Origin of the sequence: Sphingomonas sp. EC-HK361 (assembly GCF_902498785.1) — a bacterium.
In the GTDB taxonomy this organism is placed as follows: Bacteria; Pseudomonadota; Alphaproteobacteria; order Sphingomonadales; family Sphingomonadaceae; genus Sphingomonas.
In genome coordinates this window covers 1,620,350-1,644,112 of record NZ_LR701494.1, presented here as the reverse complement: position 1 = coordinate 1,644,112, position 23,763 = coordinate 1,620,350, and the positions used below count along the sequence as shown (strand labels likewise).

The 23,763-nt window shown below is 66.8% G+C and carries 21 protein-coding genes; 13 read left to right on the top strand and 8 right to left on the bottom strand.

The features are described from left to right. Positions 1-6: 6 nt before the first annotated feature. Positions 7-729, top strand: a complete 723-nt coding sequence (gene phbB, locus BOS5A_RS15320) for an acetoacetyl-CoA reductase (RefSeq protein ID WP_151955758.1) — start codon at positions 7-9, stop codon at positions 727-729. Between the two features lie 430 nt (positions 730-1,159). On the opposite strand, the gene BOS5A_RS15315 is transcribed toward phbB, so the two are convergent. Next, on the bottom strand, positions 1,160-1,537 hold the full coding sequence (locus BOS5A_RS15315) for a glycine zipper 2TM domain-containing protein (RefSeq protein WP_151955757.1): 378 nt from the start codon (positions 1,535-1,537) through the stop codon (positions 1,160-1,162). A gap of 205 nt (positions 1,538-1,742) precedes the next feature. Here BOS5A_RS15315 and BOS5A_RS15310 point away from each other — a divergent pair, with 205 nt between their 5' ends. After that, positions 1,743-2,735: an esterase-like activity of phytase family protein gene (locus BOS5A_RS15310; RefSeq protein ID WP_234419370.1), complete on the top strand. Its 993-nt coding sequence runs from the start codon at positions 1,743-1,745 to the stop codon at positions 2,733-2,735. A gap of 78 nt (positions 2,736-2,813) precedes the next feature. Here the strand turns inward: BOS5A_RS15310 and rpmB are convergent, their stop codons facing one another. After that, a complete protein-coding gene (rpmB, locus tag BOS5A_RS15305) occupies positions 2,814-3,104 on the bottom strand; it encodes a 50S ribosomal protein L28 (RefSeq protein ID WP_151956033.1) in 291 nt (96 codons plus the stop codon). A 183-nt stretch (positions 3,105-3,287) separates the two neighbouring features. Between rpmB and BOS5A_RS15300 the strand changes: the two genes are divergently transcribed. Together BOS5A_RS15300 and BOS5A_RS15295 are read left to right on the top strand one after the other, a co-directional pair. Further along, on the top strand, positions 3,288-3,509 hold the full coding sequence (locus BOS5A_RS15300; protein ID WP_151955755.1) for a hypothetical protein: 222 nt from the start codon (positions 3,288-3,290) through the stop codon (positions 3,507-3,509). A 60-nt stretch (positions 3,510-3,569) separates the two neighbouring features. Next, a complete protein-coding gene (locus BOS5A_RS15295; RefSeq protein ID WP_151956032.1) occupies positions 3,570-3,998 on the top strand; it encodes a nucleoside deaminase in 429 nt (142 codons plus the stop codon). A 4-nt stretch (positions 3,999-4,002) separates the two neighbouring features. Here the strand turns inward: BOS5A_RS15295 and BOS5A_RS15290 are convergent, their stop codons facing one another. After that, positions 4,003-4,677, bottom strand: coding sequence for an OmpA family protein (locus BOS5A_RS15290; RefSeq protein WP_151955754.1), 675 nt, complete (start codon positions 4,675-4,677; stop codon positions 4,003-4,005). A gap of 128 nt (positions 4,678-4,805) precedes the next feature. On the opposite strand from BOS5A_RS15290, the gene BOS5A_RS15285 reads away from it, so the two are divergent. Together BOS5A_RS15285 and BOS5A_RS15280 are read left to right on the top strand one after the other, a co-directional pair. After that, on the top strand, positions 4,806-6,098 hold the full coding sequence (locus BOS5A_RS15285) for a hemolysin family protein (RefSeq protein WP_151955753.1): 1,293 nt from the start codon (positions 4,806-4,808) through the stop codon (positions 6,096-6,098). After that, entirely contained in the window at positions 6,095-6,622 is a 528-nt protein-coding gene (locus tag BOS5A_RS15280; RefSeq protein ID WP_234419369.1) for a 2'-5' RNA ligase family protein, read from the top strand. Before BOS5A_RS15285 ends, BOS5A_RS15280 begins: the two co-directional genes overlap by 4 nt. Positions 6,623-6,752: 130 nt before the next feature. On the opposite strand, the gene BOS5A_RS15275 is transcribed toward BOS5A_RS15280, so the two are convergent. After that, positions 6,753-7,373, bottom strand: a complete 621-nt coding sequence (locus tag BOS5A_RS15275; protein WP_199857395.1) for a hypothetical protein — start codon at positions 7,371-7,373, stop codon at positions 6,753-6,755. Between the two features lie 3 nt (positions 7,374-7,376). Continuing rightward, positions 7,377-8,663 (bottom strand): phosphoribosylamine--glycine ligase, encoded by a 1,287-nt coding sequence (purD, locus tag BOS5A_RS15270; protein ID WP_151955752.1) that lies wholly within the window; start codon positions 8,661-8,663, stop codon positions 7,377-7,379. Between purD and xseA the strand changes: the two genes are divergently transcribed. The 4 genes from xseA (at position 8,662) to BOS5A_RS15250 (ending at position 14,427) form a co-directional block, all read left to right on the top strand. Further along, on the top strand, positions 8,662-10,038 hold the full coding sequence (gene xseA, locus BOS5A_RS15265) for an exodeoxyribonuclease VII large subunit (RefSeq protein WP_151955751.1): 1,377 nt from the start codon (positions 8,662-8,664) through the stop codon (positions 10,036-10,038). The genes purD and xseA overlap by 2 nt on opposite strands. Before the next feature lie 17 nt (positions 10,039-10,055). After that, positions 10,056-10,256, top strand: coding sequence for a DUF2093 domain-containing protein (locus BOS5A_RS15260; RefSeq protein WP_151955750.1), 201 nt, complete (start codon positions 10,056-10,058; stop codon positions 10,254-10,256). 71 nt (positions 10,257-10,327) lie between these two features. Continuing rightward, positions 10,328-11,098 (top strand): M23 family metallopeptidase, encoded by a 771-nt coding sequence (locus BOS5A_RS15255; RefSeq protein ID WP_151955749.1) that lies wholly within the window; start codon positions 10,328-10,330, stop codon positions 11,096-11,098. Positions 11,099-11,379: 281 nt separating this feature from the next. Beyond that, entirely contained in the window at positions 11,380-14,427 is a 3,048-nt protein-coding gene (locus tag BOS5A_RS15250; RefSeq protein ID WP_151956029.1) for a TonB-dependent receptor domain-containing protein, read from the top strand. 91 nt (positions 14,428-14,518) lie between these two features. Here the strand turns inward: BOS5A_RS15250 and clpB are convergent, their stop codons facing one another. Continuing rightward, entirely contained in the window at positions 14,519-17,095 is a 2,577-nt protein-coding gene (gene clpB / locus BOS5A_RS15245) for an ATP-dependent chaperone ClpB (RefSeq protein WP_151955748.1), read from the bottom strand. Between the two features lie 193 nt (positions 17,096-17,288). Here clpB and BOS5A_RS15240 point away from each other — a divergent pair, with 193 nt between their 5' ends. Genes BOS5A_RS15240 through BOS5A_RS15230 form a run of 3 tightly spaced genes read left to right on the top strand, consistent with a single transcriptional unit; the run spans position 17,289 to position 22,586 of the window. After that, entirely contained in the window at positions 17,289-19,394 is a 2,106-nt protein-coding gene (locus BOS5A_RS15240) for a penicillin acylase family protein (RefSeq protein ID WP_234419367.1), read from the top strand. 31 nt (positions 19,395-19,425) lie between these two features. Then, complete coding sequence (locus BOS5A_RS15235) at positions 19,426-22,287, top strand: M16 family metallopeptidase (RefSeq protein ID WP_151955746.1); 2,862 nt, start codon at positions 19,426-19,428, stop codon at positions 22,285-22,287. Beyond that, complete coding sequence (locus BOS5A_RS15230) at positions 22,287-22,586, top strand: hypothetical protein (protein ID WP_151955745.1); 300 nt, start codon at positions 22,287-22,289, stop codon at positions 22,584-22,586. The genes BOS5A_RS15235 and BOS5A_RS15230 overlap by 1 nt, the downstream gene beginning before the upstream one ends. A 145-nt stretch (positions 22,587-22,731) precedes the next feature. On the opposite strand, the gene BOS5A_RS15225 is transcribed toward BOS5A_RS15230, so the two are convergent. After that, positions 22,732-23,283 carry a hypothetical protein gene (locus BOS5A_RS15225; protein WP_151956028.1) on the bottom strand — a complete coding sequence of 184 codons (552 nt, stop codon included), beginning with the start codon at positions 23,281-23,283 and terminating at the stop codon, positions 22,732-22,734. Positions 23,284-23,471: 188 nt separating this feature from the next. Next, positions 23,472-23,762 carry a hypothetical protein gene (locus BOS5A_RS15220; RefSeq protein WP_151955744.1) on the bottom strand — a complete coding sequence of 97 codons (291 nt, stop codon included), beginning with the start codon at positions 23,760-23,762 and terminating at the stop codon, positions 23,472-23,474. Position 23,763: the final 1 nt, after the last annotated feature.

The window sequence follows — 23,763 nt, the reverse complement described above, 5'->3', positions numbered from 1 at the left end:
GCAGGAATGGCACGCGTAGCGATCATCACGGGCGGAACGCGCGGGATCGGCGAGGCGATCAGCCTCGCGCTGGAGGATCTGGGGATCACCGTCGCCGCCAACTATGCCGGCAACGACCAGCGTGCGGCCGAATTCACCGAGCGCACGGGGATCAAGGCCTACAAGTGGGACGTGGCGGATTTCGACGCGTGCCAGGCGGGCTGCGCGAAGGTCGCAGAGGAACTCGGGCCCGTGGATATCGTCGTCAACAATGCGGGCATCACCCGCGACGGCACGATCCTGAAAATGTCCTATCAGGCGTGGAAAGAGGTGATCGACACCAATCTGGGCGGCTGCTTCAACATGGCGAAGGCCACCTTCCCGGGGATGCGCGAGCGCAAATGGGGGCGAATCGTCAATATCGGATCGATCAACGGGCAGGCGGGCCAATATGGCCAGGTCAACTACGCTGCGGCAAAGAGCGGCATCCACGGCTTCACCAAGGCGCTGGCGCAGGAGGGTGCGAGGGCCGGCGTGACCGTCAACGCGATCGCGCCGGGCTATATCGACACCGACATGGTCGCCGCGGTGCCGGCCGACGTGCTGGAGAAGATCGTGGCGAAGATTCCGGTCGGGCGGCTCGGCCAGGCGAACGAGATCGCACGCGGCGTCGCCTTCCTGTGCTCGGAAGAGGGCGGGTTCGTGACCGGATCGACGCTGAGCATCAACGGCGGCCAGCATATGTACTGACGGGCGGAGGCGGCGCCGCGCCGCCGCCGATGCGCGGTAAACTGCGCAGCGCCCGGCACGGCCGGCGGGCGAAGCCCGTCCGACGACGCGGGCTTTGCCCGCGGCGGGGCCTTGATGTGGCGACCGCGTAAATCCGCGGTAGCCCGCCGCCGGCAAAGCCGGCGTCGTCGGTCGGATCGGCTCCACCGATCCGCCGGCCGGTGCGGGCGCTGCTCGCACGCGAACACCGGCGCGGTCGTGGCCGCGCCTCCGCCCGCACGTCAACAGGCCCGCCCTCCTTTCGGAAGACGGGCCTGTGCCCTCGATACGCAACCCGAGGGAGCTCGTTTGCCGCGGCCGTCCGTTGAGCAGCGTATGCCGCCCGCCGGCCGTGCCGGGTGATGCGGCTTTGCCGCACCGGCGGCGGGGCTAGGCCCGCCGCCTTCACCCGTCAGCGGCAGTAACGCGGATTGTTCGACTTCTCGATCGCGTGGCCGGCCAGCGCGCCACCGGCGCCGCCAAGGACCGTACCGAGCGTGCGGTCACCGCGGGTGTCGATCGTGCGACCCAGAAGGCCACCGGCGATCGCGCCGACGATGGTACCGGTCGTGCCGTTGTTGCAGCGACGGTTGCGATAGTTGTACCGACCGCGATCGTAATAGCCGCGCTCCGAATAGCGCGGGCCACGGTTGTAGCCGTCGCGATACGCGCCGTCATAAGCACGCTCGTAGCGATCGCCATAATAGCGCTGTGCCTGTGCGGCGGTCGGAACCAGCGCGGTCGCGCCCATGGCAAGGGCTGCGGCGCCGAGGGAAATCTTCTTGAACATCGGTCTGCTCCCGTAATCTGTTCTACCGTTTCGGCGGGCTGTCGTTTTGCGGGTTTCCGCGAATCGCCTGCCTCGTCGATGTCCCCCTTCTCGCCGATTCGCATTGACCCGATACTGAATGCGTCGGTTATCGCGCGTTCAGGCTTGGCGGCGGCGGGCGGGCCGTTAAGACGCGGGGATGCGTCGTCCCGCGATCTTCCTTTCCGTGATCGCGCTTTGCCAGATCGTTCTTCCCGGCTGGTCCGGCGAGGAGCGGCTCGCGCTGCTCGACGTCGATCATCCCAATATCAGCGCGGTGCGCGTGCTGCTCGACGCCGGCGATCCGGATCGGAAGCGCGCGGGGGCGCTGGAATATCTGGGCGGCGTCTCGCTCACCAGTCGCGATCCGGCGTTCGGCGGCTTTTCCTCGCTGAGCGTCGTCGGCGACCGGATCACGCTGCTGAGCGATGGCGGCAATGTCGCGAGCTTTCGGTTGAACCGCGAGATGCAGCCGCGCGCGATCCGCTTTGCGAATCTCCCCGCAGGCCCGGGTCGTGGCTGGGACAAGCGCGACCGCGACAGCGAATCGATGGCGGTCGATACCGCCACGGGCCGCGTCTTCGTCGGATTCGAAGGCTACAACATGATCTGGCGCTATGCCCCGGATTTTGCCCGGGCGGAACGCGCGATCGCGCCGGCGGCGATGGCGAAATGGCCGGCGAACGGTGGAGCGGAGACCCTGGCGCGGATGCCCGACGGGCGTTTCGTCGTCATCAGCGAGGTCGCGCACGTTGCGCCCGCGCATTGGGTCGGCAACGATGCCGGGCGATTGAAGACGCGCGACGGACTGATCTTCGCCAGCGATCCGACGACGCCCGGCCTACAGCCGCTGCACTTCGCCTACACACCGCCCGGACGCTTCGACACGTCGGACGCGACCGCGCTGCCGAACGGCGATCTGTTGGTCCTCGATCGTGACTTCCGCTTGCCCTATCATTTTTCGGCGATGGTTTCCCGCGTGCGCGCGCGTGACCTGCACCCCGGCGCCGTCACGCATCCCGAGCGGCTGGCATTGCTCGATTCGCCGCTGCTTCACGACAATTTCGAAGGCATCGCGACGAGCAGGGAGGGCGACGACACGATCGTGTGGATCGTGTCCGACGACAACCAGTCCTGGCTTCAGCGGACGCTGCTCCTGAAGTTCAGGCTGCGCGGGTAAAGCACGGGCCCCGACGCAAATGCGAACGGCCCGCGACACCTTGCGGTGTGCGGGCCGTGCGGTTGCAGCCTTGAAAGATCAGGCGGCGGTCGCGCGCTTCTTGACGACGTCGCGCTTCAGGCGGCGGGCCTTCAGCGACAGCTTGTCGTCGGCGGTCTTCACCAGCCAGTTGTCGAGACCGCCATTGTGCTCGACCGAGCGCAGCCCGTGGGTCGAGACGCGCAGGCGCACGCTCTGCTCCAGCGCTTCCGACATCAGCGTCACGTTCTGCAGGTTGGGCAGAAAGGTGCGCTTGGTCTTGTTGTTGGCGTGGGAGACATTGTGGCCCACCTGCCGGCCCTTGCCGGTCAGCTCGCAAATGCGCGACATGCGTTCGATCCTGATTTTCAGCGTCAGTCCGGGACAGCCCGGGAAAGCGGCGCCGATAGCGGTGATGCCGCGCGGCGTCAACCCAAAGGCGATCTGGCGAGCATCCTTCGTTGCCTGGCGGCGGATGCAACCCCGCGCTTCCACGCACGTTATTACGGCAGCGAATCAACGAAGGGGAACAGTATGCGCGCGCTTCTGGTGATTATCGGGCTGGCCGTCCTGGTGCTTCTCGCGGCAATGGCATTCGGCTTCATCAACATCGACCAGACCCGCCCCGGCGTCGTCCAGGCGCCGAAGTTCGAGGCGAGCGTCGGCCGCGTCGACGTCGGCATGGAGAACAAGACCGTCGCGGTGCCGAAGATTTCGGTCGAAAAACCGGGCAACACGGCCACTCCTGCGCAATAGGCCTTTACGCCGGGGTGCCGCGGCGGCACCCCGCAAGGCATGATCCCGCTTCCCGAACCGATGCGCCTCGCGCTTGACGCCGCGCGTGCAGGCGCGGCGGCTGGCGAAGTTCCCGTGGGCGCGGTCGTGACCTGCGGCGGCGATATGATCGCGACGAGTCACAACCAGCCGCGCGGGCTTCGCGACCCGACGGCACATGCGGAAATGCTGACCATCCGCGCCGCCGCCGCCGCTCTCGGTCGGGAGCGGCTGGACGACTGCACCTTGTGGGTGACGCTGGAGCCGTGCGCGATGTGCGCAGGTGCCATCGCGCATGCCCGGATAGCGCGGCTCTATTATGCGGCATCCGATCCCAAGGGCGGCGCGGTCGAGCACGGCCCGCGCTTCTTCACCCAGCCCACCTGTCACCACCGGCCGGAAATCTATGCCGGGATCGGCGAAGGCGAAGCTGCGGCGCTGCTGAAGGATTTCTTCACGCAGCGCCGCTGACGCTTCAGCGCAGCTCGTCCTGCGAGATCGGGACGATCTTGATCTCGACGCGGCGGTTGGCGGCGCGGCCTTCCTCCGTTTCGTTCGATGCGATCGGCTGCGTCTCGCCATAGCCGCGCGTGCCGATGCGCGCCGCCTGGACGCCGCGGGTTTCGAGATAGGCCGCGACAGAAGCCGCGCGGCGTTCCGACAGCGACTGGTTGTAGGCGTCGCTGCCGGTCGAATCGGTGTGGCCGTAAACGTCGATATAGGTCGAGCGATAGTCCGCGAGGACGCCGGCGACCTGATCGAGCGTGCGCTGGAATTGCGGCGCTACGGTCGCGCTGTCGGTCGCGAAGTTGATGCCCGACGGGATGTTGAGCAGCAGGTCGTCGCCCTGACGCACGACCTGCACATCGGTGCCGGCGGTGCGCGCGCGCATGTCGCGCTCCTGCTTGTCCATATAGGCGCCGATACCCGCGCCAGCGAGGCCGCCGATTCCCGCACCGACGATCTTTTCCGTCCGGTCGCGGCGTCCGCCGACAAGATCACCGAGCAGATACCCGCCAAGCGCACCGCCGATGCCACCGATCGCGGTTTTCGAGATACGGCGTTCGCCGGTTTCCGGATCGGTGGTGCAGGCGGTGGTCGTCACCAGCGCGCCCAGCGCCGCGGTAACCATGATCTTCGAGAACTTCATGAATACTCCCCTTCGTGTCGGGTGCAGAAACAGGCCGACCCGGCCTTTGTTCCGCAGCCGAACTGAACGCAGCCTGACATGAGTCGTTGCGGGCGGCGCCGATTGCCGGCAAAGGTGGGGCCAGCGCCATGCCACCTTTTCCCTGGATCGACGTCCTCATCATCCTCGCGCTCGTCGCGTTGAACGGCGTGTTCGCGATGAGCGAGCTTGCGATCGTATCGTCGCGCAAGGCGCGGCTGGAGGCGATGGCACGGGCGGGCAAGCCGGGCGCCCGCGCGGCGCTGGCGCTTGGGTCCGATCCCGGCAAGTTCCTGTCGACCGTTCAAATCGGAATCACGCTCATCGGCATCCTCGCCGGCGCTTATTCGGGTGCAAGCCTCGGCGCGCCGACCGCGGCGCGGCTCCAGGCACTGGGCTTGTCGGCGAGCACGGCGGAAACGGTCGGCTTCGCGATCGTCATCGGGCTGACCACCTACGCCTCGCTCATCATCGGCGAGCTGGTGCCCAAGCAGTTCGCGCTGAGGAAGCCCGAAGCCATCGCCGCGATCGTCGCGATCCCGATGCAGTGGATCGCCAAGTTCACGGCGCCGCTCGGCTGGCTGCTCGATTCGACCAGCGCGCTTGTCTTTCGTCTGCTTGGCCTCGCCCGCGAGAATGAGGAGCATGTGACCGCCGAGGAATTGCACCTGATCGTGGCGGAAGCTTCCAAATCGGGTGTTATCGAAGAGCATGAGCGCTCGATCATCTCGGGCGTGGTCCGCCTCGCCGATCGCCCGGTGCGCGAGGTGATGACCCCGCGCGTCGAGGTCGACTGGCTCGACATCGATCTGGAGGATTCGGCGATCCGCGCGAAGCTGCTGGAGACACCGCACACGCGGCTGCCGGTGGCGGAAGGATCGGTCGACGCGGTGATCGGGATCGTCCAGTCACGCGATATCGCGGCCGCCCTGTTTCGCGGCGAAACGCTCGACCTGCGCGCGCTGGTTCGCAAGGCGCCCGTCGTGATCGACCAGATCGACGCGATGGATGCGCTCGACGCGCTGCGCCGCGCCGACGTGCCGATGGCGTTGATCCACGACGAATACGGCCATTTCGAAGGGATCGTGACCCCCGCCGACCTGCTGGCCGCGATCGCGGGCGAATTCGCTTCCGACGTCGATCCCGACGAAGCGCCCAACGTCGTCGAGCGCGATGACGGGTCGCTGCTCGTCGCGGGCACGATGGCGGCGGATTCGCTGGCCGATCGGCTCGGCATCGATCTGCCGGAGGACCGCGACTATGCGACGGTCGCGGGACTCGCGCTTGCCGTCTTCCGGCACTTCCCGGGGGAGGGCGAAAGCTTCACCGAGCAGGGGTGGCGGTTCGAAGTCGTCGATCTCGACGGTCGGCGGATCGACAAGCTGCTGGTCAGCCAGGCGTGAGCGACGGCGCGGCGCCACCGATTCCAGCGCCGATCATCGTTTCCGCGCTGTTCGGCGATGCGGATTTCGCCTTTCTCGACGCGCAGCGGCGCGCGCACTTTCCGCCGGAGCGCAACGTGCTGTCCGCGCATTGCACGCTGTTCCACCACCTGCCGCCGAGTTTGGGCGGCGAGTTGCACCGCCGACTGGCAGAGGAAGCCCGCGCGCCGCGGCCCGCGGCACGGCTGGCGGGCGTCATGTCGCTCGGGCGCGGCGTCGCTTACCGGATCGAAAGCGGGGAACTGGCGGCGATCCGCGCGCGGCTGGCGGAAGCGTTTGCAGGTCTCCTCGTGCCGCAGGATGCGGCCGGCTGGCGGGCGCATGTCACGATCCAGAACAAGGTCGACCCGGCTGAGGCGCGGGCGCTCAAGGCGGCATTGGAGCGGGACTTCACGCCGCGACCGCTGGTGATCGCCGGGTTGGCGGCATGGGATTATCGTGGCGGGCCGTGGGACCTGCGGGTGCAGTTCATGTTCCGGGGTTGATCGAGCGATGCAAGGCGAAGCCGCCGCGGCCAAGCCGCGTCGTCGGACGGCGCTGGAGCGCCGCCGGCCGGGCCGGCTATCGCCGGCTAGCCGAATGATCCGGCTTTCCGGCATCGGCGCGCGGGCGCGCCTATAGCCTGCCGAACACCGCCTCGAACCCGGCGCGGTCGCCGGCGGCGAGGAAGCGGGCTTGCTCGATCCAGCGGTCGCGCGCCATCCGCCCGCGGAACGCCCCGAGTTCGGCGTCGAGCGCATCCGCCTGCGCGTCGTCGAGTGCCGCGATCTGTCCGACCGTCGTGATGCCGAGTTCGCCGAGCCGCGCCGCGACCTTGGGTCCAAGTCCCTTCAGCGTCGTCACGGGCGCGTCGGCGGAGCGCCCGGCGGCGGTCGGAAGCGGCGCGGGTTCGGAATTGGCGATTGTCGCCGGCGCTGCGCCAGCCGGCTCGGCAGCGGCGACCGGTTCATCGGCGAGTGGGTAGGGTTCCGGAAGCGATGCCTCCGGTTCCTCCCGCACCGGTGCGGACTCTGCGCTGGCCGTCGTCGTGGCGTCGGGATCGATCACCAGCCTGGGGTCGTCCGGCTCTGCCGCCGCGTCTTCGATCCGGGCTTCCTCGATCTTCTGGGCCTGCCGGCGCTGGCGCTTCAGGCGCGCGCCGTAGATCAGTCCCAGCACGACGAGCACCGCAAAGACCGCGATCCACGCAAGGTGGATCGTCGTCAGCGTGCCGGTTTCGGAAATCGCGTTGCCCATGGCTCAATTCTCTCCAGTCGCCACCACGCTAGCCGCCCGCTCGATCGCGCGCCAGCCGATGTCGCGCCGCGCGAAGCCGGTGGGGAAGTCGATCGCAACGACGCCGCGATAGGCCGCGGCCTGCGCGCTCGATATATCGCCGCCAGTCCCGGTCACGGCGAGCACCCGCCCGCCCGATGCCACGATCGCGCCGTCCGCCTCGCGGGTTCCCGCCTGGAAGACGACCGCGCCGGTCGACTCCGCGGTCTCTATCCCTGAAATCGCGCCGCCGGTTTCATGCGTGCCGGGATAACCGCGTGCGGCCATCACGACCGTCAAGGCAATCGCATCGCTGAACACCGGTGCGGCCGTGTCGGCCAGCCGCCCCTCGGCCACCGCGAGCAGCAGCGCCACCAGATCGCCGGTGAAGCGTGTCATCAGGACCTGGCACTCGGGATCGCCGAAACGGACGTTATATTCGATCAGCTTCGGGCCATCGGCCGTCAGCATCAGTCCCGCGTAGAGAACGCCGGAAAAAGGGGTCCCCGCCGCGGCCATCGCGGCGATCGTCGGGCGAACGATCGTGTCGATCGCCTGCTGCTCGAGCACAGGTGTGAGAACATCGGCCGGCGAGTAGGCGCCCATGCCGCCAGTATTCGGCCCGGTGTCGCCATCGCCGACGCGCTTGTGGTCCTGCGCCGATCCGAACGCGACCGCGGCGTTGCCGTCGGTCAGCACGAACAAACTGGCTTCCTCGCCCTCCAGCACCTCTTCGATCACCGCTTCGGCGGGGCCGTCTGCAAAGAGCGCGTCGATCGCTGCCTCCGCCTCGGCGCGGGTCAGCGCGACGGTCACGCCCTTGCCCGCCGCCAGCCCGTCCGCCTTGATGACCGCGCGCCCGCCCAGATCGTCGAGTGCTGCGAGCGCGCCGTCCTTCGACGTCACGCGGAAATAGGCCGCGGTCGGGATGTTCGCGCGGGCGCACAGATCCTTGGTGAAGCCCTTCGACCCTTCGAGCTGCGCCGCGGCCTTGCCGGGGCCGAAGACGGGCACACCCGCCGCGCGCAGCGTATCGGCAAGGCCTTCGACCAGCGGCTGTTCGGGGCCGATGACGACCAGGCCGATCGTCTCGCGTCGGCAGAAATCGACGATCATGCGGTGATTGGACGGATCAAGCGCCGCGATCGTCGCGTGGCGCGCAATGCCGGGATTGCCGGGCGCGGCGTAGAGCGTATGGAGGGCGGGCGACTGCGCAAGCCTCCACGCCAGCGCATGCTCGCGGCCTCCCGATCCGATCAGCAGGACGTTCATGCCCGATACTCCCAATGACATCACGGCGCGGCTGGTAGCGGAGCCCGTCCCCGGCGACAACGCGCTTGCCATGAGTGTTGGCGAGCTGTCGGCGCAGCTGAAGCGGATGGTCGAGGGCGAGTTCGGCCATGTCCGCCTGCGCGGCGAGATTTCGGGGTGGAAGCGCGCGGTGTCGGGCCATGCCTATCTCGCGCTGAAGGACGACAGCGCGGTCATCGACGGGGTGATCTGGAAAGGCAGCGTGAGCGCGCTCGCCTTCCAGCCGCAGGACGGTGTGGAGGTGATCGCGACCGGGCGACTGACCACCTATCCGGGGCGGTCGAAATATCAGATCGTCATCGAACGCATGGAGCTGGCCGGCGCCGGCGCGCTGATGGCGCTGCTCGAAAAGCTGAAGGCAAAGCTGGCGGCGGAAGGGCTGTTCGACGCGAGCACCAGGAAGCCGCTGCCGTTCCTGCCGCGGGTCATCGGCGTCGTCACCTCGCCGACCGGCGCGGTGATCCGCGATATTCTCCACCGGCTGGAGGATCGCTGCCCGACCCATGTCCTCGTCTGGCCGGTGAAGGTGCAAGGCGAGGGGGCGGCGGCCGAGGTGGCAGCGGCGGTGCGTGGCTTTTCCGCGATGCCGCAAGGCGGCGCGGTTCCGCGGCCCGATCTCGTCATCGTCGCGCGCGGTGGCGGATCGATCGAGGATCTGTGGACCTTCAACGAGGAAATCGTCGTCCGCGCGGTCGCGGAATGCACGATCCCGATCATCTCGGCTGTGGGGCACGAAACCGACACGACGCTGTGCGACCATGCCGCCGACCTGCGCGCGCCAACCCCGACCGCCGCGGCCGAGATCGCGGTGCCGGTCCTCGCGGAGTTGCGCCTCGGCCTCGACGCGCATGCCAACCGCATCGAACGCTGCGCACGACGTTATGTCGAGCGTGGGCGCGAGCGGCTGACCGCGACTGCCCGGCTGCTCCCGACGCGCGACCGTCTGCTCGGCCCCCAGCGGCAACAGGTCGATGACGCCGCGATGCGGCTCGACCGCGGGCTGGAACGGCGGGTGACGCTGGCGCGCGGGCGGCTCGATCGATCGGCGGGTGCACTGCGCCCCGCTATGCTCCAGCGCCAGATCGATGCGGCGCGGGCGCGGCTCGCCGATATCGGGCGGCTGCTGGAATCGGTCAATCCGGATACGATCCTCGAGCGCGGCTATGCGCGGGTGACGGCGCGCGACGGCGCGACCGTGACCACCGCTTCCGCAGCGCGATCTGCGGCTGCGCTGACACTGGTCTTTCAAGGCAAGCAATCGGTCGATGTGAAGGTTGAGCGCAGCGGCACCCGCGCCTATTCTCCCGTCAAGCCAGAGCAGCCGACGCTGCTGTGACGTCCCAGGAACATCCGATGCTCGTTTCCAATTCCGACCGGCCCGCACGGCTCCATTACATGGCCAACGGCTTTCGCGTTCTCTCGCCAGGGGACCATGTCACCTGTGCGGCTTCGGGCGCGCGGATCGCGCTCGAGGATTTGCGCTACTGGGACGTGACCGGCCAGCGCGCCTTTGCCAGCGCACGGCTGGCCAGCGAGGCGCTCGCGCCGAAGTGAGACGCCGCGAAGTCGTTCGATCCGTTTTTCTGGGCGGCATTGTGCTCGTCGCCGGATGGGCGGGGGCTCAGATGGCGCCAGCGTCCTTTGCGATCACCGGCGAGGCGGTGCAGGGCGGGCTTATCATCGCAACCGCGCCACGCGGCGCAGTCGGGGTCGCTTTCGACGGCAAGCCGATCCCGCTAACGCCGGACGGCCGCTTCCCGATCGGGCTCGACCGCGACGCTGGCGCCGACGCGCTCCTCACCGCGACCTTCGCCGATGGCCACGCCGCCGAACAGCGTATCGCGGTCGCGCCGCGCGCGTGGCGGATCGAGCGGCTCGACCGGCTTCCAAAATATCCGGTGCCCAGCGCTGAGTTCCAGCGCCGCCGCCCCGCAGAGCTTGCACAGATCAGCGCCGCGCGCGCGATCGAGGGGGCGGGCGATGGTTGGCGCCAGCATTTGACTTGGCCGGTGACGGGGCGCATCTCCGGCCTGTTCGGCGCACAGCGCATCTACCGCGGGGAACCGGGAGCCTATCATTCTGGCACCGACATCGCCCGCCCCACCGGCACGATCGTCCGCGCGCCCGCCGATGGCACCGTCATCCTCGCCGCCGACGCGCCGTTCACGCTGGAGGGGCATCTGCTGATGATCGATCACGGCCAAGGGCTGAACAGCGCCTTCCTCCACCTGTCGAGGATCGATGTGAAGGTCGGCGATTATGTGGTGCAGGGCCAGCCGATCGGCGCGATCGGAATGACCGGCCGCGCGACCGGCCCGCATCTCCACTGGAGCGTGACCTGGCGGGGCAGCCGGCTCGACCCGATGCTCCTCGCGGGACCGATGAACGCCGAATAAGGCGTTTGGCATTTTATTACGCCACGTTCCTGCGGCGCAATTCACCTATTACACGGCCTCCCTGAGGTATGTGTCATTTTGGCTACAGCAGCTGCCAAAGCGCGGCTGAAACTGAATGCAGCCTTTACATGCGCGGGGCGGTCATAGCATCGCAGGCTCATGTCCCTTGGGCGGCCGCCTCTGCGGTTGAAAGGGGGACTTGCAATCGGGCCGATCCGAAGCGTGAAACCACGACGGCGCGGCCCAAGCGAGGGAACGATATCGTGAGCAATTTTATCTCGATGCGGAAGCTTGGCCTTCTTGCGACGGCGGCGCCGTTCGCGGTCGCGCTGGCGTCGCCGGCGTTCGCGCAGGACAGCGTCGCCGCGCCGCAGACCAACACGCCCCAGGGCACGACCACCACGTCGCCTGAGACGCCTGCTACGCCCCAGGAAGAAACCGCCAACGACATCGTCGTCACCGGATCGATCCTGCGCGGCACCGACAGCACGGCCTCGCCGGTCACAACGCTGACGACGGCGAACCTGGATCAGCGTGGTATCAGCACCGTTCAGGACGCGATCCAGCAGCTGTCGTCGAACAACGGCCCCGCGCTGGGCAACTCGTTCACCGCCAATGGCGCATTCGCCGGCGGTGCATCGTCGGTTTCGCTCCGTGGTCTGTCGACCAACTCGACCCTTGTCCTGTTCGACGGTCTGCGCGCCGCATATTATCCGCTCGCCGACGACGGCAGCCGCAACTTCGTCGATCTGAACACCATTCCCGACGACATCGTCGAGCGCATCGACGTGCTGCGCGACGGCGCGTCGTCGTCCTACGGCGCCGATGCGATCGCGGGCGTGGTGAACATCATCACCAAGAAGGAGTTCAAGGGGCTTGCCGGGCGCGTGGAAGCCGGCATTGCCGAAAAGGGTTTCGGCGCGACCCAGCGTCTCACGCTCACCGCGGGCACGGGCGACCTCGATGAAAAGGGCTACAACGCCTATATCAGCGGGTTCTATTACCGCAGCGCAGAGGTCAACAACAGCGACCTTCGCTATCCGTACAACACCTCGGATCAGCGCGGCATTGGCGGACCGAACGGCCAGGCCTATGGTCTCGATGCGAACGGCGTGCTCACGAATAATGGCACGCTGACCGCGCAGGGCGATGGCAGCGCCAATCTCGGCAACCTTTACGTCCGCCCTTCGGATGCCACGACTAACACCGCGATTACCGGGACACGCTACCAGCTTCTCGCTGGCCAGTGCTACAACGGAGTCGCTTACAACCCGACAGCGGCGGATCGCACGCCCTCGAACAACGCGAACGTGCCCAACACGGTTTGCCGCGAAGACGGGTATGCGAGCTACGGTACCGTTGCCCCGCAGATCGAGCGCTTCGGCGGATCGGCGAAGTTCACCGGACGGTTCGGTGATAACGCAGAGGGCTATCTGGAGGTGAACTTCCAGCAGTCCAGCACCCAGTATACGGGTGGACCGCCGACGCTGCGCGGCAATGCGCCCACGGGCATCTTCTACCCGCAGTTCTCGACCTCGAGCGCGGCGGCAAACCGGGCGCCCGGCTCGCTCGTCCTGTCGCTGCCGGCTTATGTCTGCGCCCGCGGCACGACGGTTGCCTGCACGGCCGCCAACGGCACCCTCAATCCCAACAACCCGTTCGCGGCGTCGGGACAGCGCGCGCTGCTCATCGGCAGTCTTCCGAACGTCCTCACGTCGAACGGGACCCGCAACCGGGTTTATCGGGCGGCAGCCGGCCTCACCAGCACGATCTTCGACGACGTCGATCTGCGCGTCGATCTGACCGCGATGCATTCGGATCTGCAGCGCAAATCGTCCGGTTATGTCTACATCCAGCATCTGCTCGACGTCGTGAACGACGGTTCGTTCAATTTCGTCAATCCGTATGCGAACAGCCAGCAGTCGCTGGATTACCTGACACCGGATAACATCACCAACGCATCGTCGGACTTGTATCAGGCCCAGGTCACCTTGGGTAAGGAACTGGCGCAGCTGCCGGGGGGGCCTCTGCAGCTTGGTGTTGGCGGATCGGTCTATTACGAAGCCGTCGATGCGCCGAGCGCGAACTCGGACATCAATGGGCCGACGCAGCGCTACTTCACGCTCAACGCGTTCGGCACCGTCGGTCATCGCACGGTCGCCTCGGCGTTCGGCGAAATCAAGGCACCGATCTTCGACCAGCTCGAGCTGGGCGCAGCCGGGCGTTATGACCATTATTCGAGCGGTCAGAGCGCGTTCTCGCCGAAGTTCACTGCCCAGTTCCGGCCGATCCGACAGGTCACGGTGCGCGGAACCTATTCGCGTGGTTACCGCATCCCCAGCTTCGGTGAAGCCAACGCGCTGCCGACGACCGGCTATGTGTCGCAGTCGATCACGAATATCCCGGCCTCGTATCGTCAGCTCTACGGCGGCGCGGCTTGCGCCAATGACACCACGGCGGCGACGTCGTGCCCAGGGTATCTCACCAGTTACTCGATCGGTCTGACGACGCTGGCGTCGCCGAACCTGAAGCCGGAAAAGTCGCGCAGCTTCACGGGCGGCGTTGTGCTCGAGCCTCTGCGCAACGTGCGCCTGACGGTCGATTACTACAACATCAAGAAGACCGGGGCGATCACTGCGCCATCATCGGCGCCCGCAATTGCTGCCTATTATGCGGGGCAGGCAATCCCCGCCGGCTACAACGTCATCGCCGACGCGCCGGACGTCAACAACCCGACGCTTCTTCCGCGTATCGCTTTTGTCGAAACCCAGTTGATCAATGCAAACACGATCAAGTCCGAAGGCATCGATTTCGGCGCGAACGTGTTCCACGACTTTGGTGGGTTCAAGCTGACCAGTAACTTGGATGCGAGCCTCATTCTCGAGCTCAGCACGACATTCCCGGACGGCACGAAGGAGACGTATGTCGACACGCTCGGCAACTTCAACCTGACCGCCGGTTCGGGGACGTTCCGCTGGCGCGGGAACTGGCAGAACACGATCGAGGCTGGCCCCTATGCCCTCACCGGCACGGTCAACTACACCTCGGGTTATGATCTGTCGGCGGAAGATCAGGGGACCGGATACCGCGACTGCGGCCTGGCTCCGAGCTACACGGGTTGCCGCGTGAAGAGCTATATCACCTTCGATCTCAACACGAGCATCAAGGTCACCGACCGCTTCACCTTCTACGTGAACGCGATCAACCTCTTCGATCGGATGCCTGGTATCGACGCCGTCACTTACGGTGCGTATCTGTATAACCCGGTCCAGGCGGGCTATAACGTGTTCGGTCGTCAGTTCCGCGCGGGCGCGAAGTTCAACTTCTAACCCTCGTCAACTGGCCAAAAATTAGGGGCGGCTCCGCGAGGAGTCGCCCCTTTTTTATGTCGCCGGATGATGCGAACGCTCCATCGGGAGATCACACCGACACCGCCAGTTTCCCGTCGCCTTCATCCACGCGAACGGTCGCCCCATCCTTTACATCGCCGCGCAGGATCATGTCGGCGAGGGGGTCCTGGAGGTAACGTTGGACGGCGCGCTTCAGGGGGCGGGCGCCGTAGACGGGGTCGTAGCCGACGCGGCCCAGCCAATTGCGCGCGGCGTCCGTTAGCTCCAGCGTGATCTTGCGATCCGCCAGCAGCTTGCCGACGCGGGCCACCTGGATGTCGACGATGGGGGCCATGTGGCTTTGGCCGAGGCGGTGGAAGAGGATCACCTCGTCCAGCCTGTTCAGGAACTCCGGCCGGAAATGGGCACGGACGATCTCCATGACCTGCGGTTCGACGGTCTCGACGTCCTGGCCTTCCTCGAGATTGGCGAGATACTGGCTGCCCAAGTTCGAGGTCAGGATGATGAGCGTGTTCGAGAAATCGACCGTGCGGCCTTGGCCGTCGGTCAGCCGGCCGTCATCGAGCACCTGCAACAGCACATTGAACACGTCACCATGCGCTTTCTCGACCTCGTCGAAGAGGACGACCTGATAGGGGCGCCGGCGGACGGCCTCGGTCAGCACGCCGCCTTCCTCGTACCCGACATAGCCGGGAGGCGCGCCGATCAGGCGAGCGACGGCGTGCTTTTCCATGAACTCGCTCATGTCGATGCGGACCATCGCATTCGCGTCGTCGAACAGGAACTCGGCGAGCGCCTTGGTCAGCTCGGTCTTGCCGACGCCGGTTGGCCCCAGGAACAGGAACGACCCGAGCGGGCGATTCGGGTCTTGTAGCCCGGCGCGGGCACGGCGGACGGCGGTGGAGACGGCGCGCACCGCATCGGCCTGGCCGATGACGCGCTTGCCGATCACCTCCTCCATCTTGAGCAGTTTCTCGCGTTCGCCTTCGAGCATGCGGTCGACGGGGATGCCGGTCCAGCGCGCGACGACGCCGGCGATGTCCTCGGCAGTGACTTCCTCGCGCAGCATCGCCCCCTTGGTGGCGCCCGCTGCGTCGTCCAATTGCTTCTGCAAGCCGGGGATGGTGCCGTAGGATAGCTCGCCCGCGCGCGCGAGATCGCCCTCGCGCTGCGCCTGGTCGAGCGCGGTGCGTGCGGCGTCGAGCTGTTCCTTCAACTTGGCCTCGGCGCCGATCTTGTCCTTCTCCGCCTGCCAGCGCGCGGTCAGTTCGGCGGATTGTTCCTCGAGATTGGCGAGATCGGCCTGGAGGTTGGCGAGGCGATCGACCGACGCCGCGTCGGTTTCCTTGCGGAGCGCCTCACGCTCGATCTTCAGCTGGATGATGCGGCGGTCAAGATTCTCGATTTCCTCGGGCTTGCTCTCCACCTCCATGCGAATGCGGCTCGCGGCCTCGTCCATCAGGTCGATCGCCTTATCCGGCAGGAAGCGATCGGTGATGTAGCGGTTCGACAGCGTCGAGGCAGCGACGATCGCGCCATCGGTGATGCGGACGCCGTGGTGGAGCTCGTAGCGGTCCTTCAATCCGCGCAGGATCGAGATGGTGTCCTCCACCGTCGGCTCGCCGACAAACACAGGCTGGAAACGCCGCTGGAGCGCCGGGTCCTTCTCGACATATTTGCGGTATTCGTCGAGCGTGGTTGCGCCGACGCAGTGGAGCTCGCCGCGCGCCAAGGCGGGTTTCAGCAGGTTGCCGGCGTCCATCGCGCCTTCGCTCTTCCCCGCGCCGATGAGCTGGTGCATCTCGTCGATGAAGAGGATGATGTCGCCCTCGGCAGCCTTCACCTCGTCGAGCACGCCTTTCAGCCGCTCCTCGAACTCGCCGCGATATTTCGCGCCGGCAATGAGCGCGCCCATGTCGAGCGCCATCAGGCGGCGGTCCTTCAGCGTATCGGGCACGTCACCGTTGGCGATGCGAAGGGCTAGCCCTTCCGCGATTGCCGTTTTTCCAACGCCTGGCTCACCGATGAGCGCGGGGTTGTTCTTGGTTCGCCTGGCGAGGATCTGGATGGTGCGGCGGATCTCCTCGTCGCGGCCGATGACGGGATCGAGCTTGCCGTCCTTTGCGGCCTGGGTGAGGTCGCGGGCAAATTTCTTGAGCGCGTCGTAGCGGTCCTCTGCTCCCGCGGTGTCGGCGGTGCGGCCCTGACGGAGCTGATTGATCGCAGCGTTCAGACCCTCCGCAGTGACGCCCGCGGCCTTCAGCGCCTTGCCGGCGGGAGTATTCTGCGCCAGCGCGAGCGCGAGCAGCAGGCGCTCGACGGTCACGAAGGAGTCGCCGGCACGCTGCGCGATCTGTTCGGCGGAATCGAGCACGCGCACAGCGTCGTTATCGAGCCCAGGCGTCTGCTGCGCGCCCGATCCGCTGACCGCCGGGACCTTCGACAAGGCAAGATCGATTTCGCTCGCCGCGCGCTTCGCATCGCCACCCGCTGCCTGGATCAGGCCCGCCGCCATGCCCTGCTCGTCCTCGAGCAACGCCTTCAGAATATGCTCCGCGCCGATCCGCTGGTGGCTCATGCGGATCGCGACGGTCTGCGCCGACTGGAGGAAGCCCTTGGCGCGATCGGTGAATTTTTCGAGGTTCATGCGTGATCCTGTTTCTCTTCGCCGCTAGATGGTGTGGCAAATCAGCAACACAAGCCCGGTTCGTCATGCCGGACTTGTTCCGGCATCCACGGTGCCGCACAGTCGTTTGCCTGCGAGCATGCGGCGCGGTGGACCCCGGCACAAGGCCGGGGTGACGGAAAGGATGGGGGCCATGCGTCGAATAGCGGTCGGAATGGCGGGCGTTTCTTTGCTTGTCGCGATCGCGCTGGCGACATGGGAGCCGCTGCTCGCGCGGGCCGCTGCGCCACCGCTGGCGCACCGCTATGACAGCGTGATTGCGCGCGACACGTTCGGGGTGCCGCACATCTTCGGCAAGACCGACGCGGACGTCGCTTACGGCGTTGCCTATGCGCATGCCGAGGACGACTTTTCGACGCTGCAGGAAGCGGTCGCGATGAGCCGTGGGCGGCTGGGCGCGATGCTTGGCGCAGATGGCGCCAAGACCGATTACGCGCTGGCGCTGCTTGGGGCACAGGCGACGGTGGACCGCGATTATGCGGCGCAACCCGCCGATGTGCGCGCGGTGCTCGACGGCTATGCGAGCGGGCTGAATGCCTATGCCGCGCGGCATCCGGACGAGGTGCGGCTGGCGAAGCTGTTCCCGATCAACGGGCGCGACATCGCGACGGGGTTCGTGCTGCGATCGCCGTTCTTCTTCGGGCTGGATCAGACGCTGGGTGCGCTGGTTGGCGACGAACCGCTGCCGGCGGAGACTGCTGGCGCGACGCCGGACGCGGCCGATCCGGCAGCGCTGCCGGCTGCGGGCGAGGGCAACCAGAACGGATCGAACGCCTTCGTCGTTGCACCCAGGCGGTCGGCGGACGGGCATACGCGGCTGGTGTCGAACGCGCATCAGCCGTGGCGCGGGCCGGTGGCATGGTATGAGCTGGTCGTGCATTCAGGGACGGGCTGGAACTTCGCGGGCGCGACCTTTCCGGGGGTGCCGTTTCCGGTGCTGGGGCATGGCGAGACGCTGGGGTGGACGAATACGGTCAACCGGCCGGACCTGACCGATATCTACAAGCTGACGCTCAACGAAGCAGGCGATGCCTACCGGTTCGACGGCGCGTGGCGGCCGCTGGAGAAGCGCCGCGTATGGCTGCCGGTGAAGATCGGGCCGTTCGTGCTGCCGGTGCCGAAGACGGTGTATCGCAGCGTGCAGGGTCCGGTGATCGAGAACAAGTCCGGCGCCTGTGCGATCCGCTATGCGGGCGCGGATCAGCTTCGGATGATCGAGGAATATTACCGGCTGACCCATGCGCGCGACTTTGCGCAGTGGCAAAAGGCGCTGGCGATCCAGGGCGTGCCGGCGACGAACTTCCTCTACGCCGACGCCAGGGGCAACATCGCGCATGTCTACAATGCGATGTTTCTCAATCGGAAGCCGGGGTTCGATTATGCGCACGTCCTGCCGGGCGACACGTCGCGCGATCTGATGGCGGGGACGGTGCCGTATTCGGCGTATCCGAAGAACGTCAATCCGGCGTCGGGCTTCCTCATCAACGCCAACAACACGCCGTATCACGCGGCGGGGGCGGGAAGCGAGATTGCACCGCAGCCGCCGCTGCTCGGTGTCGAAACCGACACCACCAACCGCGCGACGCGCGCGCTGGAGCTGATGGGGGCGGATGCGTCGATCTCCGAAGCGGACCTCGAGCGGATCAAATACGATACGGCGGTCAGCCGGAAGAGCTGGGCGGGCACGTGGTTCGCCGATCTGGCGGCTGCGCCGGCGAAGGGCGATCGGGACATCGCGGCGGCGCAGGCGCTGATGACGAAATGGGACTGGAATTACGACGGCAAGGGGCCGGCCGATACACTCGCCGCGCTGCTGCTGCGGGCGGGCAACAAATGGCATTATCAGCGCCGGGCGGAGGCCGATACGCGCGCGACGCTGAAGACCGCGGCAGCGTATCTGATGCAGCATTTCGGGCGGCTCGACGTGCCGCTCGGCACGGCGCTCAGGCTACGGCAGGGGACGGTCGACCTGCCGCTTGACGGCGGGCCCGATGTGCTGCGCGCGGCGGCACTGTGGGACGAGGCAGACGACGGGAGGCTGGTCGTGAAGCATGGCGACAGCTTCGTCATGTTCGTCGATTGGGACCGGCAGGGGCGCGTCACGTCGCGGTCGATCCAGCCCTATGGTGCAGCCACGACGCGGCCGACGTCGAACCATTATGCGGATCAGGCGCCGCTTTTCGTGCGGCACCAGACCAAGCCGGTGTGGTTCCGCCCGCGCGAGCTCGCCGCCCATGTCGAGCGGGTATATCGCCCCTGAACAAGGGATTGCCCGCGCGACCGCATGCGCTATGGTCGGGCAATACAGTCTTTGGGGGGATATCGTCGTGAAGTTCAAAGCCCTGGTGCTCGCGGGTGCCGCCTGCGTCGTGTCGCCCGCGGTCGCGCAGACCGCCACGCCCGCGCCGGCGCCGGTTTCCGCGCTCGTGAAGGCGGTGGATATCCCCTACGAGCAGTTCACGCTTCCCAATGGCCTGCGGGTCGTCGTCAATACCGATCGCAAGGCGCCGATCGTCGCGGTCAGCGTGTGGTACAATGTCGGATCGACGTTCGAACCCGCGGGCCGCACGGGCTTTGCGCATCTGTTCGAGCATCTGATGTACAATGGCTCCGAGAATGCGCCGGGTGACTTTTTCGAGCCGCTGAAGTCGGTCGGCGCGACCGATTACAACGGCACCACGAGCTACGACCGGACCAATTATTTCGAGACGGTGCCGCGCGCCGCGCTGGACCGGGCGCTGTTCCTCGAAAGCGACCGGATGGGGTATCTGACCGGCGCGATCACGCAAGCCGTGCTCGACGAGCAACGCGGGGTGGTGCAGAACGAGAAGCGCGGCAACGACAACCAGCCTTACGGCCTGCTGCAATATTCGATCATCGACGGACTGTTCGCGCCGACCAACCCCTATGGCCACACCGTCATCGGATCGATGGCCGATCTCGACCGCGCGAGCCTGGCGGACGTGAAGGGCTGGTTCCACGACCATTATGGCCCGAACAACGCCGTGCTGGTGCTGGCGGGTGACATCGACGCCAAGACCGCGCGTCCGCTCGTCGAGAAATATTTCGGCCGCATCGCGCGCGGCCCGGTCAGCACGCAACCGACCGCGCCGATCCCGACGCTGCCGGCGCGCAAGGACACGACGATCCAGGACCGGGTCGCCGCGACGCTCATCACCCGCAACTGGGTGGTCCCCGGAATGCGCGACAAGGATGCGGCCGCGCTGCAGGTCGCGGCATCGGTGCTGGGCGGGCTGGCGAGCTCGCGGCTCGACAACATCCTGGTGAAAAAGGAAAAGCTGGCGGTGCAAGCGGGCGCCTATGTCCAGTCGCTGACCCAGCTGGGCATGTTCGGGGCGAATGCGGTGGTGCGCCCCGGCGTCGATCCCGCGGTGGTGCAGAAGCGGCTGGACGAGATCATCGCCGATTTCGTGAAGACCGGCCCGACCGCGGACGAGGTAGAGCGCGTGCTCACCTCCACCGTATCGCGGCGTATCGGGGGACTGGAATCGGTCGGCGGGTTCGGCGGCAAGGCGGTCGCGCTGGCAGAGGGCACGCTCTATGCCAACGATCCGGCCTTCTACAAGAAGCGTCTGGTCGCGCTCGCTGCCCAGACGCCGGCAACGGTGCGGGCGGCGGCACAGAAATGGCTATCGCGGCCGACCTATGCGGTGACCGTCGTGCCCGGCGCGCGGCCTGCCTACGAAGAGGCGAAGGTGCCGCCGAAGGTCGCGGTCGTGCCGGCGCCCGAAACCCCCGTGAAGGGTACCCGTGGACCGCTGCCCGCTGTCGGCCAGGTCGCCGACCTCAGCTTCCCGAAGGTCGAGCGCACGAAGCTGTCGAACGGGATCGAGATGATCTATGCGCAGCGCACGACGGTGCCGATCACCCAGGCGGTGGTCAGCTTCGATGCCGGCATCGCGGCTGACGTTGCAGGCAAGCTCGGCACGCAGCAGCTGACGCTCGAGATGATGGATGAGGGCACGCCGAAGCTGGACTCGATCCAGCTTGCCGAAGCGAAGGAGCGGCTGGGCGTCGATATCGGCACCGGGTTCAACGCCGATCGCACGACGATCAGCCTGCGCGCGCCAAGCGCCAATCTCGCCGCAGGGGTCGATCTGCTCGGCGATATCGTGACGACGCCGGCCTTTCCGGAAGCCGAGCTGGGCCGCGTGAAGAACCAGCAGCTGGCCGGCATCGCGCAGGAACTGACGAGCCCCGACGCGCTCGCCAGGCGGGTAATGCCCAAATATCTCTACGGTCCGGCATCGCCCTACGCCAAGCAGGCGGGTGCGGGCGATCCGCGCGCGGTGGCGGCGATGACCCGCGGCGACCTCGTCGCGTTCCAGCAGGCGTGGCTGCGCCCCGACAAGGCGAAGATCTTCGTCATCAGTGACCGGCCGCTTGCCGAGGTGAAGGCGGCGTTCGACCAGCGGTTCGGCGCGTGGAAGGCCGCAGGAGCGGCGGGAACGAAGTCCTTCCCCGCCAGCGCGTTCAAGCCGTCGCCGAAGATCATCCTCGTCGATCGTCCCGATTCGCCGCAATCGGTCGTCGCGGGCGCCGCGCCGACCCCGCTCAAGGGCACGGACGACACGCTGCCGGTCGAGGTCGCGAACGACGCGCTGGGCGGCGATTTCCTGTCGCGGATCAACATGAACCTGCGCGAGGACAAGCATTGGTCCTATGGTGCGGGCGGCGGCTTTGCGACCAACATCCATGCCGCGCCCTATGCGGTGCGTGCGCCGGTGCAGGCGGACAAGACCGGCGCATCGCTGGCCGAGGTGCGCAGCGAGATCGCGGGGTTCGTGGGCACGAAACCGATGACGAAGACCGAGTTCGATCGGACGATCACGGGCGCGACTCGCTCGCTCGTCGGCGATTTCGAAACCTCGGGCGACGTGCTCGGCGGAATGCAATCGAACGACCGGTTCGGGCGCCCCGACGACTATTATGCGACGATCACGCAAAAATATCGTGCGCTGACGTTGCCCCAGGTTGACGCTGCGGCAAAGCGGGCGATCGATCCGAAGGCGTTCACCTGGGTGATCGTCGGCGAGGCGGCGAAGGTCCGTCCGCAGCTTGACTCGGCCGGGCTGCCGGTCGAGGTCATCTCCGCGGCGTCCGTGGCGGGCGCGAACCAGGAGAGCAAATGATGTCGGGTGTCGATGGCACATACGAAGTCACGGTGAAGTCGCCGCTGGGCGATCAGAAATCGACGCTGACGGTCAAGAGCGACGGCGCGAGCTTCACCGGCACCAATTCCGGCGCGATGGGATCGAGCGACATATCGGGCGAGGTGGACGGCAATACGCTGACCTGGAAGCAGCAGATGACCGTGCCGATGCCGATGACGCTCGACATGGCAGCGACGGTGGATGGCGATGCGATTACGGGAACGGTGGGCGCGGGCGCGTTCGGCAGCTTCCCGCTATCGGGATCGCGCACGGCGTAGGTGTGAAATCCTCCCCTGCAAGGGGAGGGGGACCAGCCGAAGGCTGGTGGAGGGGTGTCCCCCTATCGAAAGGGCGATACCCCTCCGTCAGCGCTGCGCGCTGCCACCTCCCCTGCCAGAGGAGAATTAGCTAACGTCCCACAAATCAATGCGGCAGCGCGGCGGTGTCCACCTTTTCCACCCAATAGGGGAAGAAGCTCGGCTTGCGTGACGACCAGCCCGAGGCGGTCGCAGCGGCTTCGCTGATCGACTGCAGCAGCTTGCGGCGCAGTTCCGGGTGGAGATGTGGTAGCGCGGCGGCGGCGCAGAAGGCGCCGGGCAGCCACGGCCGCACGCTTGCCCCGATCAGGCGTTCATAGAGAAAGCGGTAAGCCGAAAAGGTCTTGATCCGCCCCTGGCCCAGATCGAACGCGCTGATGGTGACCAGCGGCGCGAGGAATGGCTCGACCGCGTCGAGGCCGCTGTCGTCGGGCACGATGCCACGAATATCGGGAAGGCGCGCGTAGATCTTCGCCTGCGCGCGGATGCTCGCCGCCTCCACCACGTCGCGCGACCAGCGCGCCAGCGCGTCGTCGCGGTCGAGGCCGATATCGAGGCTGCGCCGGATATAGCGCTGCGTCGAGGCTTCGAAGCCAGCAAACTCCTTCATCTCGGCCAATGTCATCGCGCCTTCGGCCGGTCTTGTTTTCGATCCCATCGTCGTCACCCCGCCCCATGATCGGGCCGGATGAAGATGCGCCAAGATGGTTAACATGCCCCTTAACGCCGCGTCGTCCGGCATTCAGCATGGAATCAGCAATCCTGCCGCGCCGCAACATGCGATGCGACGAGCGGAGTCCTGCGATGCCAAATGACCGGATTCTGCGCTATTTAAGCAACAATCATTCAGGCGTCCTGCTGGCGCTCCGCTTCCTCGGCCGGATTGAAGCCAGAGGACGGTGCCGGCTCTCCGCCGCCAGGCTGCGTGTTCGACGGCGGGTCGGAGGCGTCCATCGATTCATCGAGCGCATTGTCGAGCTGCGCATCCTTGTCTTCCGGATTGCGCTCCAGTCGCTTGGTGATCGTCTCGTCCTGCCCGGCGTTCTGGTCGCGCTTCGCATCGTCGGCGCCAGAGTCCATGCCTGGTGCGACCGACAGGCTGTCGATTGCGCGCTCGTCGATTCCTTCATTGCCCATG